We start from the raw sequence: 26,937 nt of genomic DNA on the forward strand, positions 1-26,937 counted from the left end.
GTCTTTCCCTCCATTTTATATAGATTTCTTATTTTATGAAAAGTTTTTAGGGTCTAGTGGCCATTTTCCATACTTTCTAGCTGAGGCCATAAATTGGTCAATATTTTCTAAAGGAATATCCCCTGAAAGATCACATCCTGATGCAAGAATATATCCTGTTGGACTGTCATATGCCTTTTGTAAACAAGTCTTTACTGCTGAATCTACATCATCAGTATTTCCTAAATACATAACTTCTACAGGATCTACGTTACCAAGAATAGGAACCTTATCTCCTATTACTTCCTTTGTATATGCTAAATCTACTCTATTATCAACACTTATCATGTCGCAGCCTGACTTTACCATATCTCCTACGATTGAAGTTGTGTCCCCACAAATGTGATAACAAACTGTTCCGTTTGCATCATGAATATCCTTCATTAAGTCAATTGTATATGGTAAAACAAAATCTAAATATTGTTTTCTATGAAGAATTGTTCCTGATGCAATTGGATCGCATAATAGTATAATACAACCCGCCTTAATAAACTCTCTATAAATCATTTTTAATCCTTCAGTACAAAACTTAATTAATTCATGTAGTTTTTCAGGGTTTTTTCTAGTTGCTCTTAAAAGATTTTCTACCTTATATATACTAGCTGCTGCTGTAAAAGGACCAGAAATTAGGACTCCAGTTGGAACCTCATTCCCTATTTTTTCTATTATAATTTTTGCTGCATCAATATGAAGCTGAAATGCTTCATCATTTTCTAGCTTTAATTTTGACATATCTAGTTTGTCAACATCATTTAGATCATCTATTGCATATTTTATAATTGCTGGAACCGCATCCTCTGGATCACTCATCACACTACCTAGAGCAGCTCCTACACCATGTAGACCATATTCCACAATTGTTAAATCATTCCCAAATCTTTCATAACAAGCAATTTGAGCTTTTGCTTCATTTAAAGCGGTACTTCTTTTTTCCTTATGTGTCATACCTAATGCTAGTCCAGACATTGAGCAAACAACAGGCATAGCTAGAAGTCTATCCATAGGCTTTCCTGTCATAAATGCCATCAGACGTTCATTTGGCGTCATTTTATCATCCTTGTGCATATAATTTCCCCCTTAATTTTAACTACCTTTACTTAAGTATCTTGTTGATATGTTAGCTTTATATGAATAATTAAAACAATTTAATTGTTTTAATTATTCCATTCTTTAATTCAAATTCTTTATTTTTTATACACATTTGCCCAGCAAACTTTGCCCTACCAATTACTTTTACACAGGCATCAGGATATTTAATAACTTCTTTAAGATCAATATCCTCCCATTTGGCCTTCTCTGTTCCAAGTAGTGCCAATGAAGTTTTAGGACAAAGCAAAACTATAGTTTCATCATCAATTATTTCTTCTATTTCTTTTAGTAGAGGATAAGTAAACATTTCTACTACCTGCTCCGAAAACTTTGGACCTAGTATATTAAGTCCTCCTGAGGAGTCTCCATAGCTAATCATATTAACTCCTACTTTTTTAGCTTCCAAAACGAACCTTAATATTTCATTTTGAAACTTATCAAATATTCTTTGCATCATTTCAGGGTCTTTTCTAAATGTCTTAAAAATGTGACGTGGGTCAATTAGAACATTCATTATTGTAAATGGACCCGAAATATATAAAACTACATTTTCTCCCTCTTCCCTTAGGCTTTTACAAGCCTTTAGAACTTCTGATATACGTCCCTTTGAAAAATCAATTTCAGGTAAATTAAGTATCTCCTGTGAGGATGTACATATATAATCCTTAGCCCTTGGCCCTATGTTCTCATCTCCAAGATTAACAATTCCACCTAAAGCCTCTCCTTCAACAGTATGACAAAATGGCAGCTGACAAAAGTTTGCATTGTCCTCTTTCTTTAATTCCCTTGAAAGGATTGCCATGCTATCAAACTTAGTATAAGCTTCTGGAAATTTCAAATCAGTTTTTTGTGTTACTTCTTTACTAATTCCAACGGAATTATCATAGGTACACTTAAAGTCAATTATTTTAGCCATTGTATCCCCCCTGTACTTTTATTAAAACATTCTAATATTTTCTCACTATTTAATTCACTACCAATAATAGCTACTTTTGTTTCCTTATCTTCGTCTAAGTATCTCCAATCAAAATGATGTGGAGTAAAATCAAAGCTAATAACCCTATTGGTATCAAGCTTCAAGATACCCTTAGCTCTGAAAATAAACCCATACTCCTTGCTACCTAGTGAAGCTAAGACACTGTCAATCTCTTCAACTCTAAAAACTCTAGGCTTTGAAACTGATAAAGTACTAAAAACTTTATTAGCTGGAATTGAGGTTGTCTCTTCATTAGATTCAACTTCTTCAATATCAATTGAGCTTAATATATCAACTATTTTTTCTCCAGAATATGAATGCCAATCTTCATTCATAATAAATGCTGACTTATTATATAGTTTTATTTTGGAAATTACTTCTTGAACCTTGATGTCATCTATTTTGTCAAAATGACTTAAGAAAATGATATGAGCATTTTTAATTTGATCTAGATAAAATTCACCAAAGCCTTCTATATAATCTTCAAATGAACTTATATCTACAATAGTTATTAATCGATTTATTTTTATATTAAAATTTGAGTTTTCACTTATTTTCTTGCAAACCTTTATAATATCTGATAGATTCCCAACACCAGATGGTTCTATTAATATATAATCCGGTTTGTATTCTATAGAAAGTTCTTCTATAGCCTTTTTAAAGTCTTTTACTAAACTACAACAAATACATCCAGCGTAGATTTCTTTAATAGGAAGCTTGTTATCAATAAGATCTCCATCAATCCCCATACTTCCAAACTCGTTTTCTATAAGTGCGATTTTTCCTCCTAAGTTTGGGATTATTTTTTTTAGAAATGTAGTTTTTCCAGCTCCTAGAAACCCAGAAATTATATTTATATTAATACTCACTGTTAATCTCCTTTGTAAGGTTTTGTTGAAAATTCAGGTTAATAGTATCACTTAGAGCAATATCAGTCTAATCGAAATTTCATATTACAAAAATTTTAAGTATAGTTTTTTCCTATAACTTATAAATTTAGGGATTAGGTGACATTTTAATCACTTATAAATACATCAAAATAAACTACCAAAACCCCACTTACTTGTAAAAGTATCAAAATATGAGAAATTATAATATATTATTAGAGATATGATTAATGTATTTAGGAGTATGAAATGATAACTAAACAAAAGTTTATTATTCAATCTTTAGAACTAAATTTATTTTTTCTAAGAATAATGAAGGAACACTCCATATTCTTGGAAGCAGCATTTGTATGTAAAGATAAAAACTTAATTGCACAAGCTGATGCCTTTAAAAATGAATTTACAAAACTACTTTCTAGTGCCATAAACTTATCCGATGGAGTTATCCCTTCAAGGGTATTACAAGGAAATGAAATCGTAACTAAGTATACATTAGAAGCAGAGAAGGCCACACAATTTGTAAGTGGGGTTTCTATAGACTCAAGTATAACTTCTAGAGAACTTTCATTGTCATCTAATAATAGCAATAAAAACATATGTACCCTTACAGATCAAGTTTATAAGTTAAATCATCATTCAATAGCAGCAACTAAAATGATTGCAGAGTTTAAGATTAAACTTAAAAATAATGTATTATGCTGCAATACCTTCACTACAGCTTATCCTCTATTAATAGATCATATACTTAGAGAAGCAATATTTTTTGCCAAGTTATTAACAAGATTACAAAATGGTGATGAAATTGATATAAGAAAAGATATAATTGAACAGGAAACATTCTGGAATAGAATCATGTCAGAACATTCCTTCTTTATTAGAGGATTCTTAGACCCTACTGAAGTAGAGTTATTTGATATAGCTAATAATTTTGGTAAAGAGTTTGAGGTTCTAAGAAAAGAAGCCTCCGATATTAACAAGTCTTCATTTGATATTTCTACTCTTACTGAGCATACTTTAAAATCTACAACTAAACTCAGAGATTTTAAGGCTCAGGGAACTGAAGGTCTTTTAAACTGTAAGATTAAATCAATAATTCTTCCTCTATTAGGTGATCATGTTCTTAGGGAGGCAAATCATTATCTAAACCTTTTAAAATCCTATACTGAGGTATAAAATATATTTTAAAATAAATAACTAAAATAGCTATATGATTTATACATTATAATCATATAGCTATTTTTTACTTTTATTATTCTACAGCTTTCTTTTTATAAAAGATTAAAATAATCAATGCAGCAAATGAAGAAATAACAACTATCGTATATACTTGCTTAAATCCATTGTTAATAACCATTTGAAACTTATTTTCTACAGTATCTTTACGATTATCAATTTTAGCTAAATAATTCTTTTTTGCAGTTTCAAATGCACCTGGAACCCCTTCTTTAAGCTTATTCATCTTATTAATTGTATCGTTTATTGGGTTTCCAACTAAATTCACATAGTTATTTTCTTGCCCTGTTTTATCATATCCTTTTGGAATATTAGGTACTTCTTTATACATATCCTTAACACTATATTTCATAGCGTCTATTCCACTTTGTATCCTACCTTGAATATTTGATACTATTTTTGGTGTCATTTCATTAAAGATACTACTTGCAAGAATCTTAGTGTTTTTTGTAATTGTGGTTACATCTGAGGTTTTCATAAATTCCAATAAATCCTTAGATATTTTATAGTCACCACTACCACTTATATTAATTTCAATCTTATTCATTGAAGTAAAATCAGGAAAATTAATATTTTTAAGTTTTTCTCTCATTACTGGATTAGCCTTTAACTTATTTATTTCATTTGTAAGTTCTTTAGCATATGGAAGAGCAGGTAGTTCAATTTCCCTTGGAAGAGATTCCATAACACTTGTTTGAACATTTGCACCTGCATGGGCAATAAAACCTACCATTATAGCCGGAGCAATAGCTGTTCCTATTGAGCGAATTAGAGAAAGTGTTGCAAGGGCTGAGTTAGACTCCTCTAACTTTGTATTTTCTAGCATCATATAGTTTAATGGAGCACCTATTGTAAATCCCATTCCTATACCAATTAGAATTAAACTTACAACCACATTTAGACTACTTGGAGTATTTGCTGCCACCAATATAAGGTATAGTGAACCAATAATGGATACTATAAATCCAAATCCTATAACTACTCTTGCTCCAAACCTATCAATTAACTTTCCTGAAACAGGAGCGCCAACTCCAGCAAATAAACCAAGTATAATTACAAAGTACCCTCCACTACCTGAGGCTATTTTCAATGCATTTTCGGAGAACTGAGGAACAAAAATCATCCCCATTAATACAACACCTGTTATAAATGCTAAAACAAGAGTAATTATAATTCTTGAATTTGTAAAGAAAGTCAGATTCATAACTGGATCCTCTGCTTTTTTCTCTATAAATATGAAAATAGGAAGTAAAACAATGAAAACTAGTAAGTATGGATATACAGAACTGCTAACTAACGTACCTTTAAAATTAAAGAAGTCTATATTCTTAAGTCCGTATAATAGTGAAAGAACCATTATTGTTAAAATAGATATTCCTAAAATATCAATTTTCTTAACATTAACTTCCTTTGTGTTCTGTAAAGTATAAAACCCAGCAATAAGTATGAACAGGGTTATAGGTATATTGATATAAAAAATAAATTGCCAGTTATCTTTTCCGAATATATCTAGTATTGCACTTCCTGCAGATGCACCAAAAATATTAGCAATTCCATAAACTCCACCTACAAGTCCAAGTGCCATTCCACGCTTTTCCTTTGGAAATGTTGTCCCGAATTCAGCAGTTGCAATAGGAACAATTCCTCCACCTCCAATTGCTTGAACTGCTCTTGCAATAATTAGAACTGTAAAGCTTGAAAAGTCCTGAGCCAAACCACAGAATAAAGAACCTAATCCAAACAAGAAAATACTTACAAGATAAACATACTTTCTCCCATACTTATCAGCAAGCTTTCCCATAATAGGAATACTCGCAGCATAGGCAAGGGTATAAATTGTTATCATCCATATTCCTGTTTTTTCATCTACCATTAAATTGTTCTGGATTACTGTTCTTGCAGGTGTTATAATTCCTGTATCAATTGCACCCATGAATATACCTGCTAGATAAACTATCATAACTAATACAAAATTGACTTTTTTATTCTCCTTTTCCATGTTCACACCTCTATTCTTTATTTACTACCTTTATTGCATTCGCTGCTATTATTGATGCATTTTTTTCTAGATGTTCAATATCAGATTGGCTTAACCCCTTAAAGACAGAGTTAATCCACTCCTCATTCATTTTCATCATATAATCAATAATTTCTCTTCCTTTACTATCTAATGAAATTAATTTTTCTCTTTGGTTTTCAAGGTTAGTAACCCTTTTTATATACTCCTTTTTTTCAAGCTTACTTAATGTTTTTGCAACTGCACCTTTATCGAGAGTAAAATAGCTTGCAATTGCTTCTTGATTTACATTTTCACTGCCTCTTAAAAACATAAGTATTGCTTGTTCAGCATGCCCTATGTCAAATTCCTGTAATTCTCTAATAGAAAAAACATGGTACTGCCTAACTATAATTGAAAGCTTATTCATTAGCATTTAATTCATCTCCTCAATAGTTGAATATACAACAGTTGTAATTACAACTATTATACAAATGCGGAAAGCAATTTGTCAATACATGGAAACCTAAAATAATTTTAAAATAACTTAAGGACTAGAAATTATCAAAATAATCCTAGTCCTTAATGTAAATATAAACTATTCTTTAATTAGTATGCTGTCCATCCACCATCAACAGCTATACATTGCCCATTTATAAATGAAGAATCATCACTTGCCAAAAATACAGCAACTGTAGCAATTTCAGAACCTTTACCCATTCGAGGATTAGTAGCTATTCCTGTCATACATCGTGCTGCACCCTCTTTATTAATATTCTTCATAAATTCTCCAAATCCAACTTCAGTTTCTATACCTCCAGGGCATATTGCATTACATCTTATATTACCCTTTTCATACATGAAAGCTGGGTTTTTAGTTAGTCCGACTACTGCATGTTTACTTGCTGTATACACAGCACCTGCTCTACATCCATATAAACCACCGATTGATGATACGTTAATTATTACGCCACCACCAACTTCTTTAAAGTAGTTAACTGCTTTTCTCATTGCTAAAAATGGGGACTTAACATTTAGACTCATAACCTTATCCCACATTTCATCATTTATTTCAGCAACACCACTCATATTATCCATAATTCCTGCATTATTAACTAAAATATCAAGTTTACCAAATAACTTTATAGACTCATCAATCATTCCTTCTACTTTTTCTTTATTTGTAATATCCGCAGAGTAAGCTACAGTTTTACCCTCAAAGCTTTTTGTCTCCTTTACAAGTTCATTTAATTTTTCACTACGACGGGCTACTGCAAGTACATTAGCTCCTTCTTTTGCGAAATAATAGGCAATATCCCTTCCCATACCTGAACTTGCACCTGTTACAATTGCTGTTTTTCCTTTTAATCTCATATAATTACCTCCCAAAAGTAAATTGAATTATAAAAACTTGTATTAAGTCATTTTATGAATTTTATTAACAATTACCACTTTAACAAATATTCTGATTTTTCTTTATTTTATATAATTATATATTATTTTGTGACACTGCAAAAGATTTTTTCTATGATGATTTTAAAACTCTTCATTACAATGAAAAAAGGCACCTTCTAAAGATGCCTTTTTTTCTATCCTACAACAAAATTATTTATTACTTCATATACTTTTAAAAGAAGTGCATTCATATTCTTGTCTTTAAAGAATTTAAGTTCTATACTAATTCCACCTGATAGCATTAATTTAATTTCTGAATCTAAATCAAATGTACCTGCTGTCTCAACAGCATATGTAACAATACTTTTAAATGGTATAGAATAATACTCAACTTTTTTTCCAGTTAAACCTTGCTTATCAACAACTAATATACGCTTATCAGTAAAAACAGCTACATCTCTAACTGTTTTTACACCAAATTGAACAGTCTCATTATTTGATATAAATGGTCTTATACTATCTGGAATAGAAACTTCTTGATAAAAATTAAATACCTTGTTTGGATTTATAGTACTCATAGCTTCCCCTAATTCTTTTTACTTTCTCATATAATCATATTATTTAAGACTTTCAATAGCCTTTTTAGCCCAGGTTGAGTCTCTAAGTATTGCTCTACCTACACCAATTAAATCTGCTTTTTCCTCTTTAAGTAATTTCTCAGCAACACTTGCATCAGTAATTCCACCTGTTAGTATAACTGGAATAGATACAACATCTTTAATTGCCTCAGAAAGAGGTGCAAAATATCCTTGTCCATCAAGACCTTGTACTACAGCACCACAAAGTCCACCAGATATATCTAGTATATCAACTCCTGCTTTTTGAAACTCCTTTGCAGCAACCTTCCCATCTTCAATTGTACTTCCACCATCCATATAATCTGATGCTCCAAAACGAATGAGAACAGGGTAGTCTTTACCTACAGCATCTATAACTGCTTTGATAACTTCTAGATGAATCTTTATTCTACTTAAAACCGCTCCTCCATACTCATCATTTCTTTTATTTGTTATAGGTGAAAAGAATTGGCTTAAAAGATATCCATGCGCTGCGTGAATCTCCACTCCATCAAAGCCAGCTTTTTTTGCTCGCAGTGCAGCTACCTTAAATTTTTCAACTATATCTTTAATTCCTTCTATACTAAGCTCTTTATTTTCACCTTCTAATAATGATGGTCCAACTGGATCTAGTCCTGTATTCTCTTTGTTTGCCTTGATCCCAGCATGATTAATTTGCATAACTGCCTTAGAACCATTGCTATGTATAATATTAGCAAGCTTTTTCAAATCGTCAATAATACTATCATCTGCTATGGACATTTGTCCTTTACTTGCCCTACCTTCCTCGGAAACAAAGGCATGTTCAACAATAATTAATGATATATGTCCTCCTTCAGACTTTTCATCATAATAATCTAAAAGTTCTTTACTAATTCTTCCATATTCCTTTGACTTTTCAGTAGCTAAAGGTGGCATAACTAATCTATTTTTTAACTTTAGGTTTTTAATTTCTAAGGGTTTAAGTAAATGCGACATTTATATCTCCTCCTTAAATTTTATATACTTAAATTGTATGCAAATAATTAAATTAGTAATATTATTATACAATTTTTATGATAAATTTAAAAACCACAGGTAGTATAATGACTTTACACCTGTGGTCTTAAATAGGGTTAAATTATCAGCTTATTAAAAAATAAAACTATTAACTTTTTATGATATTTTTATATAATTATTAGGAAAAGTATCATACCTAAAGTGTGCTTTTATTCAAGTCCCATACCTTTTCTTTTCTTAATAATATGAGCTTCTATATCATTAGCAACTTGAACAGGATCGTCTCCTAGTGCTACCTTTCCACCAGTTAGACCTTCAACATCCTCTGTAACAAGTTTTACAAGGTCAGGTGCTCCTGTAATAAATGGTACTGGAGAAAGATGTGTATATGCTCCATAGGCTACTGCAAATATACCATCTATTGTAGCTTTTTGTTCCATCCATTCTGGAGCAGTAACAGCTATAGGAAGATCTGGTATATCCACATCTAGATGATCTGCTAAAGCAGTTACAAGCATAGACATTCTTCCTGTATCAGTACAAGTACCAAAGCTTAGCACTGGAGGAATTCCTAAAGCTTTACATACTGACTTTAGCCCCTCTCCCGCTTCCTCAACTGCATCCATATTACATAGTCCAGCAACTTCTAAACCATGATTACCACAACCTCCAGCAACCACTAGTATATTCTTCTTAATTAGTTCCTTAGTAAGATTTACAGTGTTCCAGTCATGTGGACCATTTCTTAAAGTCGCACAGTTTGCTAGAGCAACAATTCCCTTAATTTGATTCTTTGCAATTACATCTACAAGTACATTAAGGTCATTTCCAATAGCACCTAAAACTGCTTCTGTAGAGAACCCTGCAATTGCTTTCTTTACACTCTTTGGAACCATAGGTTCTATTTTTCCATGTCTCTTCTTAAAGTTTTCAATTGCAATATCAATACAGCTATCTGCCATTTCATCAGCCTTTGCTGGATAATATGGCATCTCATGCCCAGTACCTGGTACTCCTATAATAGTACTTGCACTAATAAGTGATACTTGATACTTTTCAGCGTATTGATCAATAGCTGGAGGAGAACAGTTTTCATCCATAACAAGAGCATCTACAGTACCTGTTGCAAGGAATGGCTCAAGAGCTATCCAGTTCCCCATAAGTCCAACAAAAACATCATCTACATCGAATCTTTGAAGTAGTTCCTGTCCTGTTTCGATTGAACCTACTATTCTAAGACCCTTTGCACCAGCTTTTCTAGCCTTTTCTTGATATTCTTCTGTTCTAGCTTTTTGAAGTGTTGCTACTGCAACCCATGGCTGATGACCATTAAATGCTATATTTACATAGTCTGGGTCCATAATTCCCATGTCTACATCAACTTCATGAGGCATTGGTGTTCCAAATAAAATATCTTGAACCATTTCTAGTCCAATTTGTGCAGTATAAATAGTAGATAAGCCTAGTCTAAGGGCTTTTCTAGCTAAAGATACGTAGCTTCCGTCTACATTAGTTAAGCAGCTTGCAATACTATTTTGAACCTCATGTTCTACTCCTGAAGGATAAATATGTAGTTCTTTCCATACAGGCTTTCTTTTCTTAGGAGCAAAAGCCTCTACCATAACACTTTCACGGTCAGGATTTATCTTCATTTCTGAGTCAAGAAAATCTGCTAGCTTAATTGCAAGTTGGTTAATATCTTGATTTGTATCAATTCCAACTTTTTCACACATCCATTTTAACTTATTAACATCAGTAATTTTGAAAGAAGTTTTACCTTCACCAGTAGCCTTTAATGTTCTAAAAGCTTCGTATGCATGATGACCATATGTAGCTGCACCCATAATATTTCTCATTAAAAGATTTCTCATTGCCATAGCATCTGGGCCTATACCACAAACACCTTTTTCAACACCAGTTTTTTCATTAATTCTACAAGGACCATGTGTACATAGCTGACAACTTAACCCTTGTAGACAAAACTTACAACGTATCTTCTCCTGTTGTTCCCACCTTGAAAATACACTTGAAAGTCCATCTGTTCTTATTCTTTTAAGCATTTCTTCTACAGAATCATGATAACTTACTCGACCTTCTAGTCTTTCTTTGATTTCTTCAGACATAATAAACCTCCAAATTAAGAAAATAGATTTTATATATTCCTACCTTTTATTATGTCCAAATATCTTTAGATTATATCCTAAAACATTCTTTTTACATTTATAAACCTATAAAAAACAGAAATAATGACAGTGATAATAAGAGCTACATAAAAGCCAACTCTAAAATCCCTTACCCCTAAACTTATAACAGTTAGAATAATTATAACTACAATTGTTATAATTGCTCCAGTACGTCCTTTAATTAAAGGGGAGTTATGCATCTCATACTCTTTCCTGTTCTTTAACCATATAATATAAGTTACTAAATTAATACTCCAATTAAGAAAAGTAAAATAAGATGATGAAGATACTAAATAATTAAAAAGCTTAGTTCCAATAGCAAATCCTAGTAATACAACTATGACTGCAATTGAACCTGTTGCTAGCCATGAATACTTATAAAATCCCTTTAAAGTAGATTTTCCTATAAATCTTGGCGCTTCCCCTGCTCCTGCTAATGACACAAGAATCTGAACACATCCATAATAAGTTCCTATCATTACAGAGAATATAGCTACAACTATAACTCCATTTATTAATGTTGATGCCCATCCATAACCCATTTTATTCAAACTTTGAATAAATGGTGATATGTTAGTATTAAATGATTCAATTTCAATAGTTGAGACAATAACTAGCATGGAAATAACATATAGTATTATAATTCCCAAGGTTACAATTATTGTTGCCCTAGGTATTTCTGTAGCTGGTTTTCTTACCTCAGATGTTGCCATAGCAATTGCACTTATACCATTATAGGTAAACACTACTATTAACATTGATTGAAGAAAACCTGATATATTATTAGCAAAAAAGCTGTGAAAGTTACTAAATGGATTTTGCCTAACTAAAAAACCACTTTTTATGATTACAAAAACACCTAGAAAAATAAAAATAGCTATTATAGCAATTTTTATAACAGCCATTATAGACTCTATATAGCCAAAATACTTGGTTCCAAGTCTATTTATTCCGATTACTATAATAAGTGCAACTATAGCAAATACTGAAGGCGCTATACTAGGCATAAAATATTTTAAGAATACTCCTATGGCTATCGCTTCAGAGCCTAATGATAAAATACCTGATACAAATACAATCCACCCTAAGACAAATCCTGAAAATTTCCCTAAAAGCTCTTCTGTATATACCCTAAAAGAACCTTGCACAGGTCTGTTTATGCTTATACTTGTCATAGCTCCTAGTACTTGTGACATTATTAAACCACCAAATAAAAAGGCAAGTATAACAGAAGGTCCTGCTTGCCTTATAGCCATACTTGAACCTAGAAAAAGACCTGCTCCGATTATTCCTCCAATTCCTATTCCAGCCAAGCTATAAGCATTTAGCCCACCTTTCTCATCTTCATTTATACTATTTATAGAATCTCTTTTATTCAAATATATCCCTCCTTATCCAAAGCCTAGAGTTATTATTCCACTTTTAAGATATATAAAACATATATTAGGTATAAATATATAAAAAAGCATCTCAATTGAGATGCTTTTTTATATATGTTATTATTTATCTTTTATTTTTCTTGAAAAATAGATACTTAAAGTAAAAGTCCATAGCTTTTAAATCTACATAGCTGTACTGCCTAAGTATTTCTAAAATAGAAAACAATACTACATAAAGATCTTGATATATCAATTCATTAACATAGCTTCCTGATTGCATAGCAAAAACCTCTTTGCTATTGCTAAAGGTTAGAGCAAGTGTAGCAGCTCCTACTAATTGATTTTTAGTAATAAAGGATTCTTGTATTTTATAGTTAAAAATAAATTCATCTATCTTATCCTTTAATATTATTTTAGGAAGTTTTAAATCTATAACCATAATATCACCATTTTATTTATTTATATATCATATTAGTGATATCTTTATTTTATTCAAGTATAATTATATATTAGACACACTACACTATTAAAATAGAATAATATTAATAAATTAGTGAACAATAAATTCAATTACCATTAAAGGAGCTCTTATATGCATTATATTATTTTTGATTTAGAGTTTAATCAAGATTTTTCTTCTACACCACAAATAGCAGTACATGGTCAAAAGTATCCCTTTGAAATTATTCAAATTGGTGCAATAAAGTTAGATTCAAATTTAAGAACAGTTTCTACTTTTAATAGATATATAAAGCCAACTATTTATTCAAAAATAAGCCCCTTTATAACAGAATTAACTGGTATTACAACTAAGCAACTCCTAGTTGAAAAATCATTTCCTAATGTTTATAGAGATTTTATTGATTTTATTGATGATAAAGAGTCAATATTTTGTATTTGGGGGCCTTCAGATATAAAAGAAATATTCAGAAATGCAGATTATCATAAACTTGACAGAAACCTTTTGCCTAAAATGTTTATTAATATTCAATCCTATGTTTCAAAGCATTTAGGCTTTTCAAGTAAAAACTTAATTGGGCTTCAAAATGCAGTAGATACCCTTAATATCCCTAAAGTATATGAGTTTCATAACGCATTTTACGATGCTTACTATACTTCGGAAATATTTAAAAAAATATATACTTCATCTATCGAGCCAAAGCAATACAATCCATCCTATGTAAGAATTAAACCTAGAAAACAAAAAGTAGATATAGATTATGATGGTCTTATGGGACAATTTAGTAAAATGTATGATAGGGAAATGACACAGGAAGAACAAGAGATAATTAAATTAGCTTATAAAATGGGTAGAACACATCAGTTTATAAAAAAGTCTTCTAATGAAAATTAATATAAATAAAAGTAACGAACTACAAATATGATTTCTTATAGAAAATATTCTATATACTAATCCTTAAAATTTGTAGTTCGTTATATTTTATTAATAGATTATTTTATTTCTGACTTGTTATCTGTCCATACCTCTGTAAGATTTATAACTTTGTCTCTTAAATTTTTATCAACTTTCCCTTTACTTGCTTCTGATGCTACATAAGACCACTCTATCCAAGAACCATCATAATTATATACATCCTTAGCCCCAAGGACATTTGTAAGTATCATATAAGTAAATGCTGATCTTACACCTGACTGGCAAAATGCTATAACCTTTTTACCCTTAATCTTATCTCCATAGATTGCTTTTAGTTCATCCATAGACTTTATTGTAGTATCTTCCTTATTAACAGCCTTTGACCAATCAATATTAATTGTTCCCCTGATTCTTCCTGTTCCAAAAGCTCCCTTAGATGAAGGTGTAGTTTTACCATCAAATTCATCCTTTGATCTTGTGTCAATAACTACCCACTCATTTGGATTATTTAGAGCTTCAGTTACTTTGTTAATATTTGCATCAAAATTATCTATATTGTAACTAGGTGCTTTATACTCTGTCTTCTTAGATTCATCAGCAAGTTTCCTTCCTTTACCTGTTGGGTATCCTGCTCCAACCCAAGCATTTAATCCACCATCTAAAAATCTTACATCACTATGACCTAATGTTTTAATTTGCCAGTATAGTCTTGCAGCATCATGGTGTTTATCTGCTGAATATATAACAATTTTTGATTTTTCAGTAGCACCTGCTTTAGATAATAGATTTTCAATTTCTTCCTTTGACTTTCTATAACCAGATACTTCAGGTGATATAGCTTCCTTTGAACCCTTACCTGTGTAATCTGATCTCCAAACAGTAAAAGTTCCTTCTATAGGACTAGCTGAAATATTTCCAGGTATTAATGACTTCTTAGGGTCTAGTACTCCTATAAGTATAAGTTCCTTATCACCTTTATCCTTTATAGATTTTAATTGTTTAGGTGTAATAAATGCATCTGCCTTTGAAGACTGAGCAATTTTTTCACCTTGTTTACTATCAACTACTGCTACTTTTTTAGAACAACCAGATAATATTACCGAAAAAATTAAAATAAAACCTAATAAAACTAATGATACCTTTTTCATTTTTTCCATCCCCTTTCATACCCTACTATTCTTATGGTATTTATAGTATATGATTTGTAAAAAAATTTCAACTAAAAATTTACAATAATAACTATTAATTATTACAATTAACACTAACTAATAGTTATTTATACCCCCAAAAATAAAAAACAGCTAAGATTAGTCTCCTAATCTTAGCTGGCTTTTTCTCAATTATTTTAAGCTCTTCTAATAACCCTAATACTATTTAATCTAATATCTCCTGAACTCTTCCAACAATTCCACCCTCTAACATAACTTTAATCCCTCGAGGATGGTTGGGAGACTTAGTTAGTAGCTTTGCTACAATTCCTTCTGTTAACTTACCTGTTCTCTGATCCTGTTTCTGTACAACCTTTACTCTTTTTCCTATTTTAACATCTTCTCTTACAGTTCCGCCCATAATATCTCCTTAACTTTGTCTTTATATAAGACAAACATTTTAACATGTGCTTAATTTAAAATATATACAACTCATATATTGAATAAAATTTCTTATAATGCTTCCTATACTCTAGTACTTTACCATATGTCATCTGTATTTGTATAGGACTCCCATGAAAAATGATATTGATAATATTTAGGGGCTAACTTTTAGCTAATACTTAATACTTAATACTTAACTTACTTTAAATTAAGTACCACAATAGGTTCTGTATCTACAACTTGATGCCTCAGGTATCCTTGTATATTCATCTTGCTTCTCAGAATATGCAAAAGGATTTGCAAGAACATCAAGAAGACGCTTCATTACACTATAATCTCCATCTTTAACTGCTGCTTCTAGTGCTTCTTCCACTCTATGATTACGTGGGATTACTGAAGGGTTTGAGTTTCTCATAAGCTGATATGCTAAATCTCTTGGTTCTTCCTGCTTATCAAGTCTATTCTGCCACTTTTCATACCATTTAGTAAATTCTTCAGTACCAAATAGAACTGTATCCTCTGGTCTTTCAATAGTTAATGAACGGAAAGTATTAGTATAATCTGCATGATGCTTATGCATTATATCTAGTAGCTCTTGAATAAGAGTTTCATCCTCTTCCTCTTTATGGAACAATCCAAGCTTTGCAAGCATTCCTCTAAGCCAATTAGATTTATATAAATCATTGAAGTTTGAGATAGCTTCTTCTGCTAATTTTACAGCCTGGTCCTGATTATTGTGAAGAAGTGGAGTTAAAGCACTAGCAAGTCTTGCTAGATTCCATGCTGCAATATATGGCTGATTACCATAGGCATATCTTCCATGAGTATCAATAGAACTAAATACAGTTTCTGGATCATAGGTATCCATAAAAGCACAAGGACCATAATCGATGGTTTCTCCGCTTATAGTCATATTGTCAGTATTCATAACCCCATGAACAAATCCTACTAATTGCCACTTAGCAATAAGGTCAGCTTGATTTTTGATTACTTCTTGAAGTAGATGTAGGTATGGGTTTCCATCACTTTCAACGTCAGGAAAATGTCTTTCCAATGAATATTCAGCAAGTTCTCTTAAATCTTCAAAACTTCCCCACTGTGCAGCATATTCAAATGTACCTACACGTATATGACTAATAGCTACACGAGTCATGACTGCACCTGGTTGCCTAGTATCACGTACTATATCCTCTCCGGTTTTAACAACTGCTAAAGTACGAGTAGTAGGAATACGAAGAGCATTCATAGCTTCACTTATAATATATTCACGTAGCATAGGACCAAGTGCTGCTCTACCATCTCCTCCACGTGAATATGGAGTTCTACCTGAACCCTTTAGCTGGATATCATATCTTCCACCTTGAGGCTTTATTTGTTCCCCAAGAAGTACTGCTCTACCATCTCCGAGCATTGTAAAGTATCCAAACTGATGACCTGCATAGGCTTGAGATATAGGTATAGACCCCTCTGGAAGCTTGTTACCAGCAAGTATCTCTATACCTTCTTCACTTTTTAATTCATCAACCTCTAGTCCCAATGATTCTGCTAGGGATTCATTAAGAATTACTAGTTCAGGTAAAGCCACAGGAGTTGGCTTTTGACTTTGATAAAATGCTTCTGGTAAAGTAGTATAACTATTATCTAAATTCCATCTTGGTTCTATTATCACATTACTATCTATAATTGTTTCCATATTATCTTCCTTTCTTATTAATTTTATATTCAATCTCTTTTACATGAAAAACTTATCTGTTCTATATTATTTATTGTTATTTTGTATATAAATATAATTATAGCCTTATTAGTATCTGCCACTGAAAATTTTATATACCCTATCATATTAAAGAAGAACTTTATAGCAAACTTACCACATTTACAAAATTGTATATTAATGGTATAATTGAATTAACTATCACTGGGGGAATAATAAATTAATTATTTATTATAGTAAGGAGTGTAGCTAATTATTAGCAACACTCCTTTTTTGTATCTACAATTAAATATATAATTTATAAGGAGGAATATTTATGGAATACATGAACATTATCAATCAAATAATAATCTTATTCTTAATTATAATTGTAGGATTTATAGCTGGGAAAAATAAAATAATATCACAGGAAGCTAATGTTACACTATCAAAAATCCTACTAAATATCACACTTCCTTTTCTAATTATATCTGCATTTAATTTTGACTTTTCAAAGAATATGCTAAAAACAGCGGTTACTATACTCATAATATCAATTTTTGTTCATGGAACTCTCTCAATTGTTAGTTTAATTTTATATAAAAAGCAAGAAGAAGGTGTAAGAAAGGTTTTAAGGTTTATTACTATATTCTCTAACTGCGGATTTATAGGATATCCTGTGGCAGGAAGTATATATGGAAGTGAAGGAATATTCTATGCAGCTATTTACAATGTAGGATTTAATATATTTGTATGGACGATAGGAATCTTAATATTTCAATCTGGAAATGTAAAAGGTAAAGGTCTTTTAAGAAAAGTTTTTATCAATCCAGGTATTATATCGGTGAGTATAGGCATGACTTTATTTGTATTTTCTATTAAATTACCATATGTTATTTCAGAAACAATAAAATTAATAGGAAATATAACAATTCCTCTTTCTATGATAATTGTTGGCGTTAGCCTATGTGGTACAAGCCTCAAGTCTGCATTTAAAGAAGGTGTTTATTACTATGCATCCTTTTTTAGATTAGTTTTAGTACCACTTGTAGTTTATTTTATTTTAACTTTATTTAAATTTAAAGGAATATATCTTGGAATTCCTCTTATAGTATCCGCTATGCCCGCTGCGGCAAATACAGTTACTTTTGCACAAATATATAATGGAGATGTAAGTTGTGCTACTAAAATAACAATAGTGAGTACAATATTTTCGGCTATTACACTACCATTAATGGTTCTACTATTAAAATAACGTCTTATACTCTAATTCTCAGCTTATTTAACATAGATTTAGATTTGACCAAACTAAAACTTCTATAATATAAAAGAGCTATCTAAAGAAATTTCTTTAGATAGCTCTTAATTTATAATTCCAATATATTTAGCTGTACTTTAATAAAAAATTACTATATTTTAAACTGTTCTATTACTCCATTTAAATCATTCGATAAGGTTTTTAGATTCTTTATAGAATCAGAAATTACATGTATGGCAGAGTTTTGTTCCTCAGATGTAGCTGAGACCTCCTCTGATGATACTGCTGTTTGCTGTGCGGCAATAGTAATCTTCGTTACTACACCGGCTATTTGCTGCTTAGCACCAGTCATTTTTTCAACAACTAGGTTTATTCTTTGAACCTCATTATTAATATTATTTATAGTATTTGCAATGTTGTTAAAAATCTCTTTAGTATCTTCAACTGCCTTTACATTATTCTCAACTAACTTGTTTGACTTATTAATTGCCTCTACAGACTCCTTAATTTCTTTCTGAATCTCACTAATAATGTCTGATATTTCATCTGTAGAATTCTTAGATTGATCTGCAAGCTTTCCAACCTCATCTGCTACAACTGCAAATCCTCTACCAGCATCTCCTGCTCTTGCTGCCTCAATAGATGCATTTAATGCAAGAAGGCTTGTTTGATTAGAAATACCTTTTATAGTGTCAATTATGTTTCCGATATAATCTGACTTTTTACTTAACACTGATACTACACTTGCTACATACATAGTAGACTTATTGCTTTCCTCAGTAGCTTTATCTAAAAGGTCTACAACATTTAAGCCCTTTATGCTAAAATTCTTTGCATTATTAGTTTCATCTTCCATAACGCTTGAATATCCTAAAACTTGCTCAATTTCATTTGTAAATTCAATAATTTCTTGAGAAACATCATTTGATTGTAATGACTGTTCTGATGCATCCATTGCCACCTGATTTATTAAAGTAACCATTTCATCTGATGTTACACTCATTTGTTCTGTGATTTCTGAAATTTCATCTGAGGATTCTAGAACACTAATTACTGCATTTTTAGATTTTAATAATAATTCCTTAACATTTTCAACCATTTTATTAAAGCTGCTTGAAAGCTCAGCAATCTCATCTTTTCCATTTATATCAGCTATAACAGTAAAATCTCCATTTTCAATCCTTGACATTAATTCCTTTAAATTAGAAATTGGACCTGAAATACGTTTAGCTATAATTAAAGCTATAATAATAGCTATTGCCAATATAATAGTACCTAGAAGTATGCTAGTTATATTCATTTTAGTTACCTTACTAGCTAGTTCTGACTTTTCAATTATAGTAAAAAATCTCCACCCTAGCTTCTCAGATGAATATACTTGAGCAATATAAGTTTCCTCTTCATCTTGAAATTCAAAAACTCCATCTTTTGCATTAGCAAATTCCTTTATATTTAAATCCTTTAGATTTTTAAAATTATTTTTCGGATTACGAGGATCTGAAAGTATTGTTCCATCAGCTTCAGTTAATATTATGTACCCTGTTTCTCCTACTTTTATATTTTTTACAATGTCCGTAAGTCCCTTTAAGCTAACATCCATAGCTTGAACACCAACTACTTGATTTAAATCATTTGATATAGTTGAAGCTATACTTATACTTGGAGTTCCACCTCCAGTTACACTAAGATATGCATTAGTTTTTATAACACTTCCTTGATTCTCCATGGCTTTTTTATACCATTGTCTAGCTCTAGGATCATAGTGCTCATTTACAGTTCCTGGAGCGTATTGAATATAGCCACCATCCTTTGTTCCCATATATATATCAGATATACTAGGGTGTGATTCTGCAAAATTTGTATAAACATTATAAATTACTGGCTCTATCCCCTTATTAAGAGCCGGTGTCATCTTTATTTTACCACCCTCCCCTGTTTTATCTGCATAAGATGTTATAGTAGAGTCGGATTTTTTCACATAAGGATTAGTAGAGAGTAACTTACAATTCTCCTCTACCCCTGTAAAAAACATATTGATTGTATTATCAACCTGAATAACTTCTTCCTTAGTATAGGTTACGAAGTCATCCTTGATTCTTTTTTGAGTTGTAAAACTAACAAATGCAGTTAAAACTGAAATTGCTAAAAATATCGTAGTAAAAAATGCTACGATCAATTTACTTTTAATTGTTTTAAACATGAAAACATCCTTTCACAATAAATATTAATTTGAATACTTAGATTTAGTTAATTCATTGTTTCGACTACCTACCTCCTATATCTTTACATATCACTACATAATACTACAAAAATATCAATATATTCTATATCGGTTAAAATGACAATTTTTTTATACCAACGTTTTCTTTACATCTAGTAATTATCACGAAAGAACTAGTCATTATTGGGGCTATTCTTAGTCGTTGTATTTATGAGTATATAAGTAATTGCTAAGCAGATTTTAGTGGTAACGGTAATAAGACTTTAAACGTAGATTTTCAGATAGATATTATGGAAAAGAGAATAAAAGAATTAGAGACGAATTTTTTGATAAAATTTCCTGTTCTTCTTCTGAAAATAACTTATCACTCATAATAAAATCCCCAATCTTACTTTCTTTAATTACAAATAAAAATACCCTATAGGTAGACTTCTTTTAAACTGTCTATTCTATAGAGTAAATTTTAAACTTCATTTATACTAGACTTTTAATATGGCTATTTATTTTTTTCCATCCTTATAGGATTTCCATGAATTTATATAATCTTGAAGTATTCTATGAAGTTCTTTACTTATCTTTATATAGTCCTCGTCATTAAGGTTAGCAAGTGATATTCTAATTGACCATTCAGGGCCATGAAAACCTCCACCGCTTAATAAAATTATAGATGATTCCTCGGCTAATCTATAAAGCACATCTACAGGCGTATAGTTTGCTTGAAGGTACTTAGTAAATTCACTTCCATAGTAATGATTAGCCCACTCTAAAAGATCAAATTCTGTATAGTACGAAGCATCAAGAGGATCTTTTCTAAGTTCTAGTCCAAGATTTTCAAATAAAAGTCTTTGGCGCCTACGGCAAATTTCCTTAGTAAGATTTTTGTAGTTATTTTCCTTATCAACTAGTGAGAATCCACAGAAAAATGCCATTTGAACCTGCTGTGGAGTAGAAAGTCCAGCTGTATGATTAAGTGCTACCTGTCTACTATCAGCAACTAGCCTATCTATAAACTTAAGTTCATCTATATTAGTTGTAATAGATTCATATCTCTCTATAATTTCGTCCTTAAAATTTTGAGGAAGAGACTTTAGAGTTTTATCTATGACATTATCTTCCTTAAGGGATATTACACCAAGACGCCAGCCAGTTACTCCAAAATACTTTGAAAACGAGTAAACCCCTATAGTGTTATGTGGTAAATAGGATAAAATAGATTTAAAGTTATCAACAAATGTACAATAAACATCATCTGATATAATTATTAGATTAGGATTGTGGTTTTCAACTATATTAACTATTTCCTGAATAGAGCTCTCCCTTATTGCAACAGATGGAGGGTTGCTAGGATTAACTATAAATAATGCCTTAATAGAAGGATCCTTAAGTTTTTCAATTTCAGATGATGGATATTGCCATGTATGAGTTCCGTCTTTTGTAGTCTCAGTTGCCTTTATCTCAATAATTTCAAAATCATATCTAGATAGAAGAGGAATTTCAAGATATGGAGTAAAAATAGGTGACATTATAGCTATTTTTTCACCCTTTAATATAAGGCTATTAGCAACTAATGAGTCAAATATATAGCACATGGCAGCTGTTGCACCCTCAACGGCAAATATATTAAGCTTTTCATTTAGATTTTTATTTCCGTACATTTCTTGAAGTATGTATCTATTAACTATTTTCTCAGTATGTATAAGCATTCTATCAGGTAGAGGGTAGTTATCACCTATAATTCCATCAGCAATTTCATATACCCATTCATCAGGGTTAAATCCTTCAACGTTTATTCCATAGTCGATAATTTTCTTAAGTAAGTCTATGCCAGGTGCATTAGGATGATTAGTTATATACTCATATAAACGCTTTGCTATCCCATCCTTACTCGGCATACCAGCAAGGTCATTTTCATTCCAGACCCTACGACATTCCTCAGTTGCAAAATGACCAAAGGTAAAAAAGGCATCACGTGGAGTGTCCGCTATCCAGTTAGGATTCCCTCTTCCTGCATTTAAAAGAAACTTAGCACTATCGTTTTTATTTGATTCCGCAATAGCTATAATTTTATTTTTAAGTTCAAAGGGACTAATTTTATTGTATAATTCCTCCAGTTCTTTACGTTTAGCAGTATAATTAGCCATAAAAACCTCCAATTATAATTAAGAATAGTATTAGTTTATATTTACCAGTTTTTCATGTACATATTCTCAAAAAATATTGAAAGTAGCTAAAAAAAATAGCTTAATCAATTAGTGATTAAGCCCTTTTTTATTAATTTGTGTTCATGAAAAAGCCCAACTTTATAGGTATATAATCATACTAAGAACGAACATAAATACTAGTGCGATTATTGAAGGTACTAATGTTCTCTTAACAATATTCAGTGGACTTTGTTTTGTAGTTCCAGCTATAATTAGTACAGCCGCAGCAACTGGAGAACAAGCTCTTAGTAAGTTACCTGCGAGTCCCATAGGAATTGTTACAGCAATAGGATTAATTGCTGCTGCTTGAGCTAATGGTAGCATTAATGGAACCATTGCATAAAATAGAGCTGTTCCACTACCACTTAAAATAACTATAATTGCTGTAAATACTACTAGAATTAGTGGTAAAACAAATCCTACTGTCTCAGTTGATTTCATAATTGCTTGTAGCCCTGAAATCAATCCGATTGATTTTAATCCTGTAACAAATATAGAAGCTGATACTAATAGTGCAACTACTGAAATCGCACGTCCCATACCATTAAAGAACTCTTCTGTATCTTGTAATACTACTTTTGCTTTTTTTGTTCTAATAAGCTCACATATTATAGCAATGATAAAGCTTAGGAATGATGCTAATCCTACATCTACACCTATAGCTGCAATACCTGCTATATCAAGTGCATATGCTATTAGCAGTATAAAAATTGGTAATATTGGCAATATTGCATATACTATTTTGTATAGAGATCCACCTTTAACTTCTTTAATTTCACCTGTTTGTGATATTGTATCCACAAGTCCACTGGCAATATCTTTTTTATCCATTCTTTTTTGCCAGAAGTAATGAGCGGCAGCCATTACTAAAAGTGAAGGAATAGAAACAATTGCATGATATCTAAATACATAATCAACTACAGTTAAATTAGCAAATTGAGGTGATTTAACTAGTTCTGCTACAACTGCAATATTATCTCCTCCAAGTGGCGTTGGTATAATTGTTGCTGTTGTTGCAATAACTCCTGCAGCTGTAAGTGTTGTCATACCTGCTTTCCTTAAAACTGGATATAATGTTGCTAATAAAATAATTGCTAAATTTGATGCACTTGGGATAACAAGAGATAATAAGTTACCTAATAAGAAAACTACTGGAACTAACATATAAGGTGACTTTACTTTTCCAAGTGGCTTAGTTAAAACATTTACTGTTACGTCATTGGCACCAATTTTGTTCATATAAGCAGTATATCCACCTAAAATTAAAATGATTAATCCTGCTTCAGATAAAGTGGAAACAAACTGCATAGGAATAATACTAATCGGATCTAGTGTAGCTGAACCCGTACTAGTAAAGCCTTTAAAAGCTATTTTTTGTCCCATTAATAAGGCTAAATACATGAGTCCTAGTCCTACCCCTAGTAATGTGATTTTAATGTCCATTTTTTTTATCAACATGTAAACTACTAAAGCAATAGCTACTATTGTGATAATACTTAATGTAAAAATATTCACTTAACTTTCTCCCCTTTTTAATTCATATAAATTTTATAGTATATTTTTTAGTTATATCCCTTTAAGCTATATAAACCTAAGAAATTATAACTTTTTTCACATTTTCTTAATTATGTCTTTATAAGTTGTATTCATTACTTAAATTATCTACTCAAATTTGCTTATCTGATCTAAGAACCATTCTTTAAACATATCTTGATCAATATCTAAACACACCTTCATGTTAGGCTCTCTTTTTAAATAACCTTTTAAGTCTACTACTGTACAGCCTCTAGTTAAGCTACCTGCTAGTTCTACTTGTGTATATGCATCTTGGGTTTCAAACATCTCAGGCTTTAATAGGTATGCTATTGCACAACTGTCGTACATTTTAAGACCTGTATTAAAGCTTCCACCTCTATATTTTTTGAATAAATGATAAATCATATCACCGATTTTATTCATATCTTTGATTTTAGCAGAATCCTCTGGATAAACAATGGCCTTTAAACCTACATCTAGTGTAGCCATAACAATATCTATACCACTATTAAAAACGATAGCAGCAGCTTCTGGGTCTGTAGCTATATTAAACTCACTCATAACTCCCTTATTTCCTCTTGTAGTTGAACCACCCATTAGAACAATTTCCTCTATGTTAGCTTTTACTTCAGGATATGTCTTTAAAAGCAATGCAATATTTGTTAGTGGTCCAATTGGAACAAGTGTTATTTTTTCCTTCGAAGACATAATCTCCCTATACATTGCATTTATAGCATTGTCTTCTAGTAATAGTTCATTTGTAGGCTCTTCAAAATCATATCCATCCATTCCAGTTGACCCATGAATATCAGAAGCATCCTCAAATTTTTCTATTAAAGGCTCTGCTGCACCCATTGCAACAGGAATATTTTTGCCATAAAATTTTAATAATTTTAGAGCATTTTTCGTAACACCCTCAACAGCTATATTTCCTGCAACTGTCGTAATCAATCTTATATCTAGTTCCTTACTAAATGCAGCAATTGCTATAGCAACCGCATCATCTATACCTGGGTCAGTATCAATAATTATTGGTCTAACCATTTATATTTCCTCCTCTATAATGATTTTTATATTGAAAAATAACATACTTTAAATTTTGTATTTATCTTCATAAATACTCTGCTTTTTATAATTATTTACTAAAATCACTTTCCAATTCAAATTTAGTAGGAATAGAAGATTGAGCCCCTTTTCTCATTACAGTCATTGCTGAAACTCTCGTTGCATAATCCATAGCCACTTTTAAGTCACATCCCGCACTTAGCTTTGATACCAAAGATCCAATATATGCATCTCCTGCTGCTGTAGTATCAACAGCAGCTACTTTTTTAGCTTCCACAAATATTAGTTCTTCCTTATTTGAGCAACTACCTTTGCTTCCCATGGTAATAAGCGTAGTACCTACTCCAAGCTTCTCAAAATATTTAAATACTTCTAAGCATTCCTTTTGATTTTCTGGATAGATTCCTGATAAAATTTCACTTTCACTTTGATTGATGATGAAATAATCAACGTATGAATAAATGCTATCCTCATATTTTATAGCAGGTGCCGCATTTAAAACTGTAATCATACTCTTTTTTTTCCCATGCTTTAGCACCTTAAATACTGCATCTAAATCACATTCATATTGGCAAATTAAGTAATCTCCTTCATCTGCTATTTCATCAATTGTTTCAATTGCTCCCTCTCCGTTATCAGCTAGGTTTGCACCACCATCTAAAATGATTCTATTATCATTATCAACATTTAGAATCATCGCTACACCACTGCTAACATCATCAAGCTCACGAATATGATCTACATTTACACCGTATCCTTTTAAGGATTGTTTTAAAATAGAACCATAGAAATCGTTCCCTATACTTCCCATCATATAGGTTTCAGTTCCTTGCTTAGCACATGCTACTGCTTGGTTGGCTCCTTTACCACCACAATTGGTAAAAAATTGGCTTCCATATAGCGTTTCCCCTGCATTCGGTACACGTGGAGCATTAATTACTAAATCCATGTTAATACTTCCAAATACAAATACTTTATTCATTTTCCTTGCTCCTTAAATAGAATATTATGTCTAGTTAATAAACCTTTAATGCGTAAATTCCTTAAATCACCTACAAAATTAGTAAAACCTTTTTTATAGTATAGAAAATACAGCGTTTTTTATAAATTATATAATTCCAACACGAATATGGAACATGTTCCACATTGCTTAAAAATAATTCTCCCAAAATATTATTGTTATTTTGCGAGAGTATATTATTCCAT

General features: G+C 31.2%; 22 protein-coding genes. 3 read left to right on the plus strand and 19 right to left on the minus strand.

Features of this window, described 5'->3' with window-relative positions:
• Positions 1-33 precede the first annotated feature (33 nt).
• The 3 genes from CLCY_RS12195 to CLCY_RS12205 form a co-directional block, all read right to left on the minus strand.
• Positions 34-1,104 carry a uroporphyrinogen decarboxylase family protein gene (locus tag CLCY_RS12195; protein ID WP_048571422.1) on the minus strand — a complete coding sequence of 357 codons (1,071 nt, stop codon included), beginning with the start codon at positions 1,102-1,104 and terminating at the stop codon, positions 34-36.
• A 70-nt stretch (positions 1,105-1,174) separates the two neighbouring features.
• Positions 1,175-2,044: a methylcobamide--CoM methyltransferase gene (locus CLCY_RS12200; protein ID WP_048571423.1), complete on the minus strand. Its 870-nt coding sequence runs from the start codon at positions 2,042-2,044 to the stop codon at positions 1,175-1,177.
• Positions 2,032-2,973 (minus strand): CobW family GTP-binding protein, encoded by a 942-nt coding sequence (locus CLCY_RS12205; RefSeq protein WP_048571424.1) that lies wholly within the window; start codon positions 2,971-2,973, stop codon positions 2,032-2,034. Before CLCY_RS12205 ends, CLCY_RS12200 begins: the two co-directional genes overlap by 13 nt.
• A gap of 267 nt (positions 2,974-3,240) precedes the next feature.
• Between CLCY_RS12205 and CLCY_RS12210 the strand changes: the two genes are divergently transcribed.
• Positions 3,241-4,164, plus strand: coding sequence for a DUF2935 domain-containing protein (locus tag CLCY_RS12210; protein WP_048571425.1), 924 nt, complete (start codon positions 3,241-3,243; stop codon positions 4,162-4,164).
• Positions 4,165-4,240: 76 nt separating this feature from the next.
• On the opposite strand, the gene CLCY_RS12215 is transcribed toward CLCY_RS12210, so the two are convergent.
• From CLCY_RS12215 to CLCY_RS12250, 8 genes are all read right to left on the minus strand, one after another.
• The gene (locus tag CLCY_RS12215; protein ID WP_048571426.1) at positions 4,241-6,223 is read right to left on the minus strand and encodes an MFS transporter; all 1,983 of its coding nucleotides are present in this window, start codon (positions 6,221-6,223) and stop codon (positions 4,241-4,243) included.
• Positions 6,224-6,233: 10 nt separating this feature from the next.
• Positions 6,234-6,656 (minus strand): MarR family winged helix-turn-helix transcriptional regulator, encoded by a 423-nt coding sequence (locus tag CLCY_RS12220; RefSeq protein WP_048571427.1) that lies wholly within the window; start codon positions 6,654-6,656, stop codon positions 6,234-6,236.
• Between the two features lie 173 nt (positions 6,657-6,829).
• A complete protein-coding gene (locus tag CLCY_RS12225) occupies positions 6,830-7,594 on the minus strand; it encodes a glucose 1-dehydrogenase (RefSeq protein ID WP_048571428.1) in 765 nt (254 codons plus the stop codon).
• Between the two features lie 215 nt (positions 7,595-7,809).
• A complete protein-coding gene (locus CLCY_RS12230) occupies positions 7,810-8,193 on the minus strand; it encodes a PH domain-containing protein (protein WP_048571429.1) in 384 nt (127 codons plus the stop codon).
• 39 nt (positions 8,194-8,232) lie between these two features.
• On the minus strand, positions 8,233-9,210 hold the full coding sequence (locus tag CLCY_RS12235; protein WP_048571430.1) for an NADH:flavin oxidoreductase: 978 nt from the start codon (positions 9,208-9,210) through the stop codon (positions 8,233-8,235).
• Between the two features lie 230 nt (positions 9,211-9,440).
• On the minus strand, positions 9,441-11,354 hold the full coding sequence (gene cooS, locus CLCY_RS12240) for an anaerobic carbon-monoxide dehydrogenase catalytic subunit (RefSeq protein WP_048571431.1): 1,914 nt from the start codon (positions 11,352-11,354) through the stop codon (positions 9,441-9,443).
• 77 nt (positions 11,355-11,431) lie between these two features.
• On the minus strand, positions 11,432-12,793 hold the full coding sequence (locus tag CLCY_RS12245; RefSeq protein ID WP_048571432.1) for an amino acid permease: 1,362 nt from the start codon (positions 12,791-12,793) through the stop codon (positions 11,432-11,434).
• Positions 12,794-12,917: 124 nt separating this feature from the next.
• Entirely contained in the window at positions 12,918-13,232 is a 315-nt protein-coding gene (locus CLCY_RS12250) for a hypothetical protein (RefSeq protein WP_048571433.1), read from the minus strand.
• A gap of 153 nt (positions 13,233-13,385) precedes the next feature.
• On the opposite strand from CLCY_RS12250, the gene CLCY_RS12255 reads away from it, so the two are divergent.
• Positions 13,386-14,147, plus strand: a complete 762-nt coding sequence (locus CLCY_RS12255; protein WP_048571434.1) for a 3'-5' exonuclease — start codon at positions 13,386-13,388, stop codon at positions 14,145-14,147.
• A 98-nt stretch (positions 14,148-14,245) separates the two neighbouring features.
• Here the strand turns inward: CLCY_RS12255 and CLCY_RS12260 are convergent, their stop codons facing one another.
• The 3 genes from CLCY_RS12260 to CLCY_RS12270 form a co-directional block, all read right to left on the minus strand.
• Positions 14,246-15,316: a rhodanese-like domain-containing protein gene (locus CLCY_RS12260; protein WP_053083326.1), complete on the minus strand. Its 1,071-nt coding sequence runs from the start codon at positions 15,314-15,316 to the stop codon at positions 14,246-14,248.
• 226 nt (positions 15,317-15,542) lie between these two features.
• Positions 15,543-15,737 carry a YwbE family protein gene (locus tag CLCY_RS12265; protein WP_048571435.1) on the minus strand — a complete coding sequence of 65 codons (195 nt, stop codon included), beginning with the start codon at positions 15,735-15,737 and terminating at the stop codon, positions 15,543-15,545.
• A gap of 231 nt (positions 15,738-15,968) precedes the next feature.
• Entirely contained in the window at positions 15,969-17,444 is a 1,476-nt protein-coding gene (locus CLCY_RS12270; protein WP_152668170.1) for a protein adenylyltransferase SelO, read from the minus strand.
• Positions 17,445-17,787: 343 nt separating this feature from the next.
• On the opposite strand from CLCY_RS12270, the gene CLCY_RS12275 reads away from it, so the two are divergent.
• On the plus strand, positions 17,788-18,705 hold the full coding sequence (locus tag CLCY_RS12275; RefSeq protein ID WP_048571437.1) for an AEC family transporter: 918 nt from the start codon (positions 17,788-17,790) through the stop codon (positions 18,703-18,705).
• Between the two features lie 154 nt (positions 18,706-18,859).
• Here CLCY_RS12275 and CLCY_RS12280 read toward each other — a convergent pair whose 3' ends face one another.
• From CLCY_RS12280 to CLCY_RS12300, 5 genes are all read right to left on the minus strand, one after another.
• The gene (locus CLCY_RS12280; RefSeq protein WP_048571438.1) at positions 18,860-20,908 is read right to left on the minus strand and encodes a methyl-accepting chemotaxis protein; all 2,049 of its coding nucleotides are present in this window, start codon (positions 20,906-20,908) and stop codon (positions 18,860-18,862) included.
• Between the two features lie 521 nt (positions 20,909-21,429).
• Positions 21,430-23,070, minus strand: coding sequence for an aspartate 4-decarboxylase (gene aspD, locus CLCY_RS12285; RefSeq protein WP_048571439.1), 1,641 nt, complete (start codon positions 23,068-23,070; stop codon positions 21,430-21,432).
• Between the two features lie 159 nt (positions 23,071-23,229).
• Positions 23,230-24,645 carry a C4-dicarboxylate transporter DcuC gene (dcuC, locus tag CLCY_RS12290; RefSeq protein ID WP_082141817.1) on the minus strand — a complete coding sequence of 472 codons (1,416 nt, stop codon included), beginning with the start codon at positions 24,643-24,645 and terminating at the stop codon, positions 23,230-23,232.
• A 147-nt stretch (positions 24,646-24,792) separates the two neighbouring features.
• The gene (gene rihC / locus CLCY_RS12295; protein WP_048571440.1) at positions 24,793-25,710 is read right to left on the minus strand and encodes a ribonucleoside hydrolase RihC; all 918 of its coding nucleotides are present in this window, start codon (positions 25,708-25,710) and stop codon (positions 24,793-24,795) included.
• 91 nt (positions 25,711-25,801) lie between these two features.
• Positions 25,802-26,713: a ribokinase gene (locus CLCY_RS12300; protein ID WP_048571441.1), complete on the minus strand. Its 912-nt coding sequence runs from the start codon at positions 26,711-26,713 to the stop codon at positions 25,802-25,804.
• Positions 26,714-26,937 lie beyond the last annotated feature (224 nt).

The organism is Clostridium cylindrosporum DSM 605 (assembly GCF_001047375.1).
GTDB classification, from domain to species: Bacteria; Bacillota; Clostridia; order Clostridiales; family Caloramatoraceae; genus Clostridium_AB; species Clostridium_AB cylindrosporum.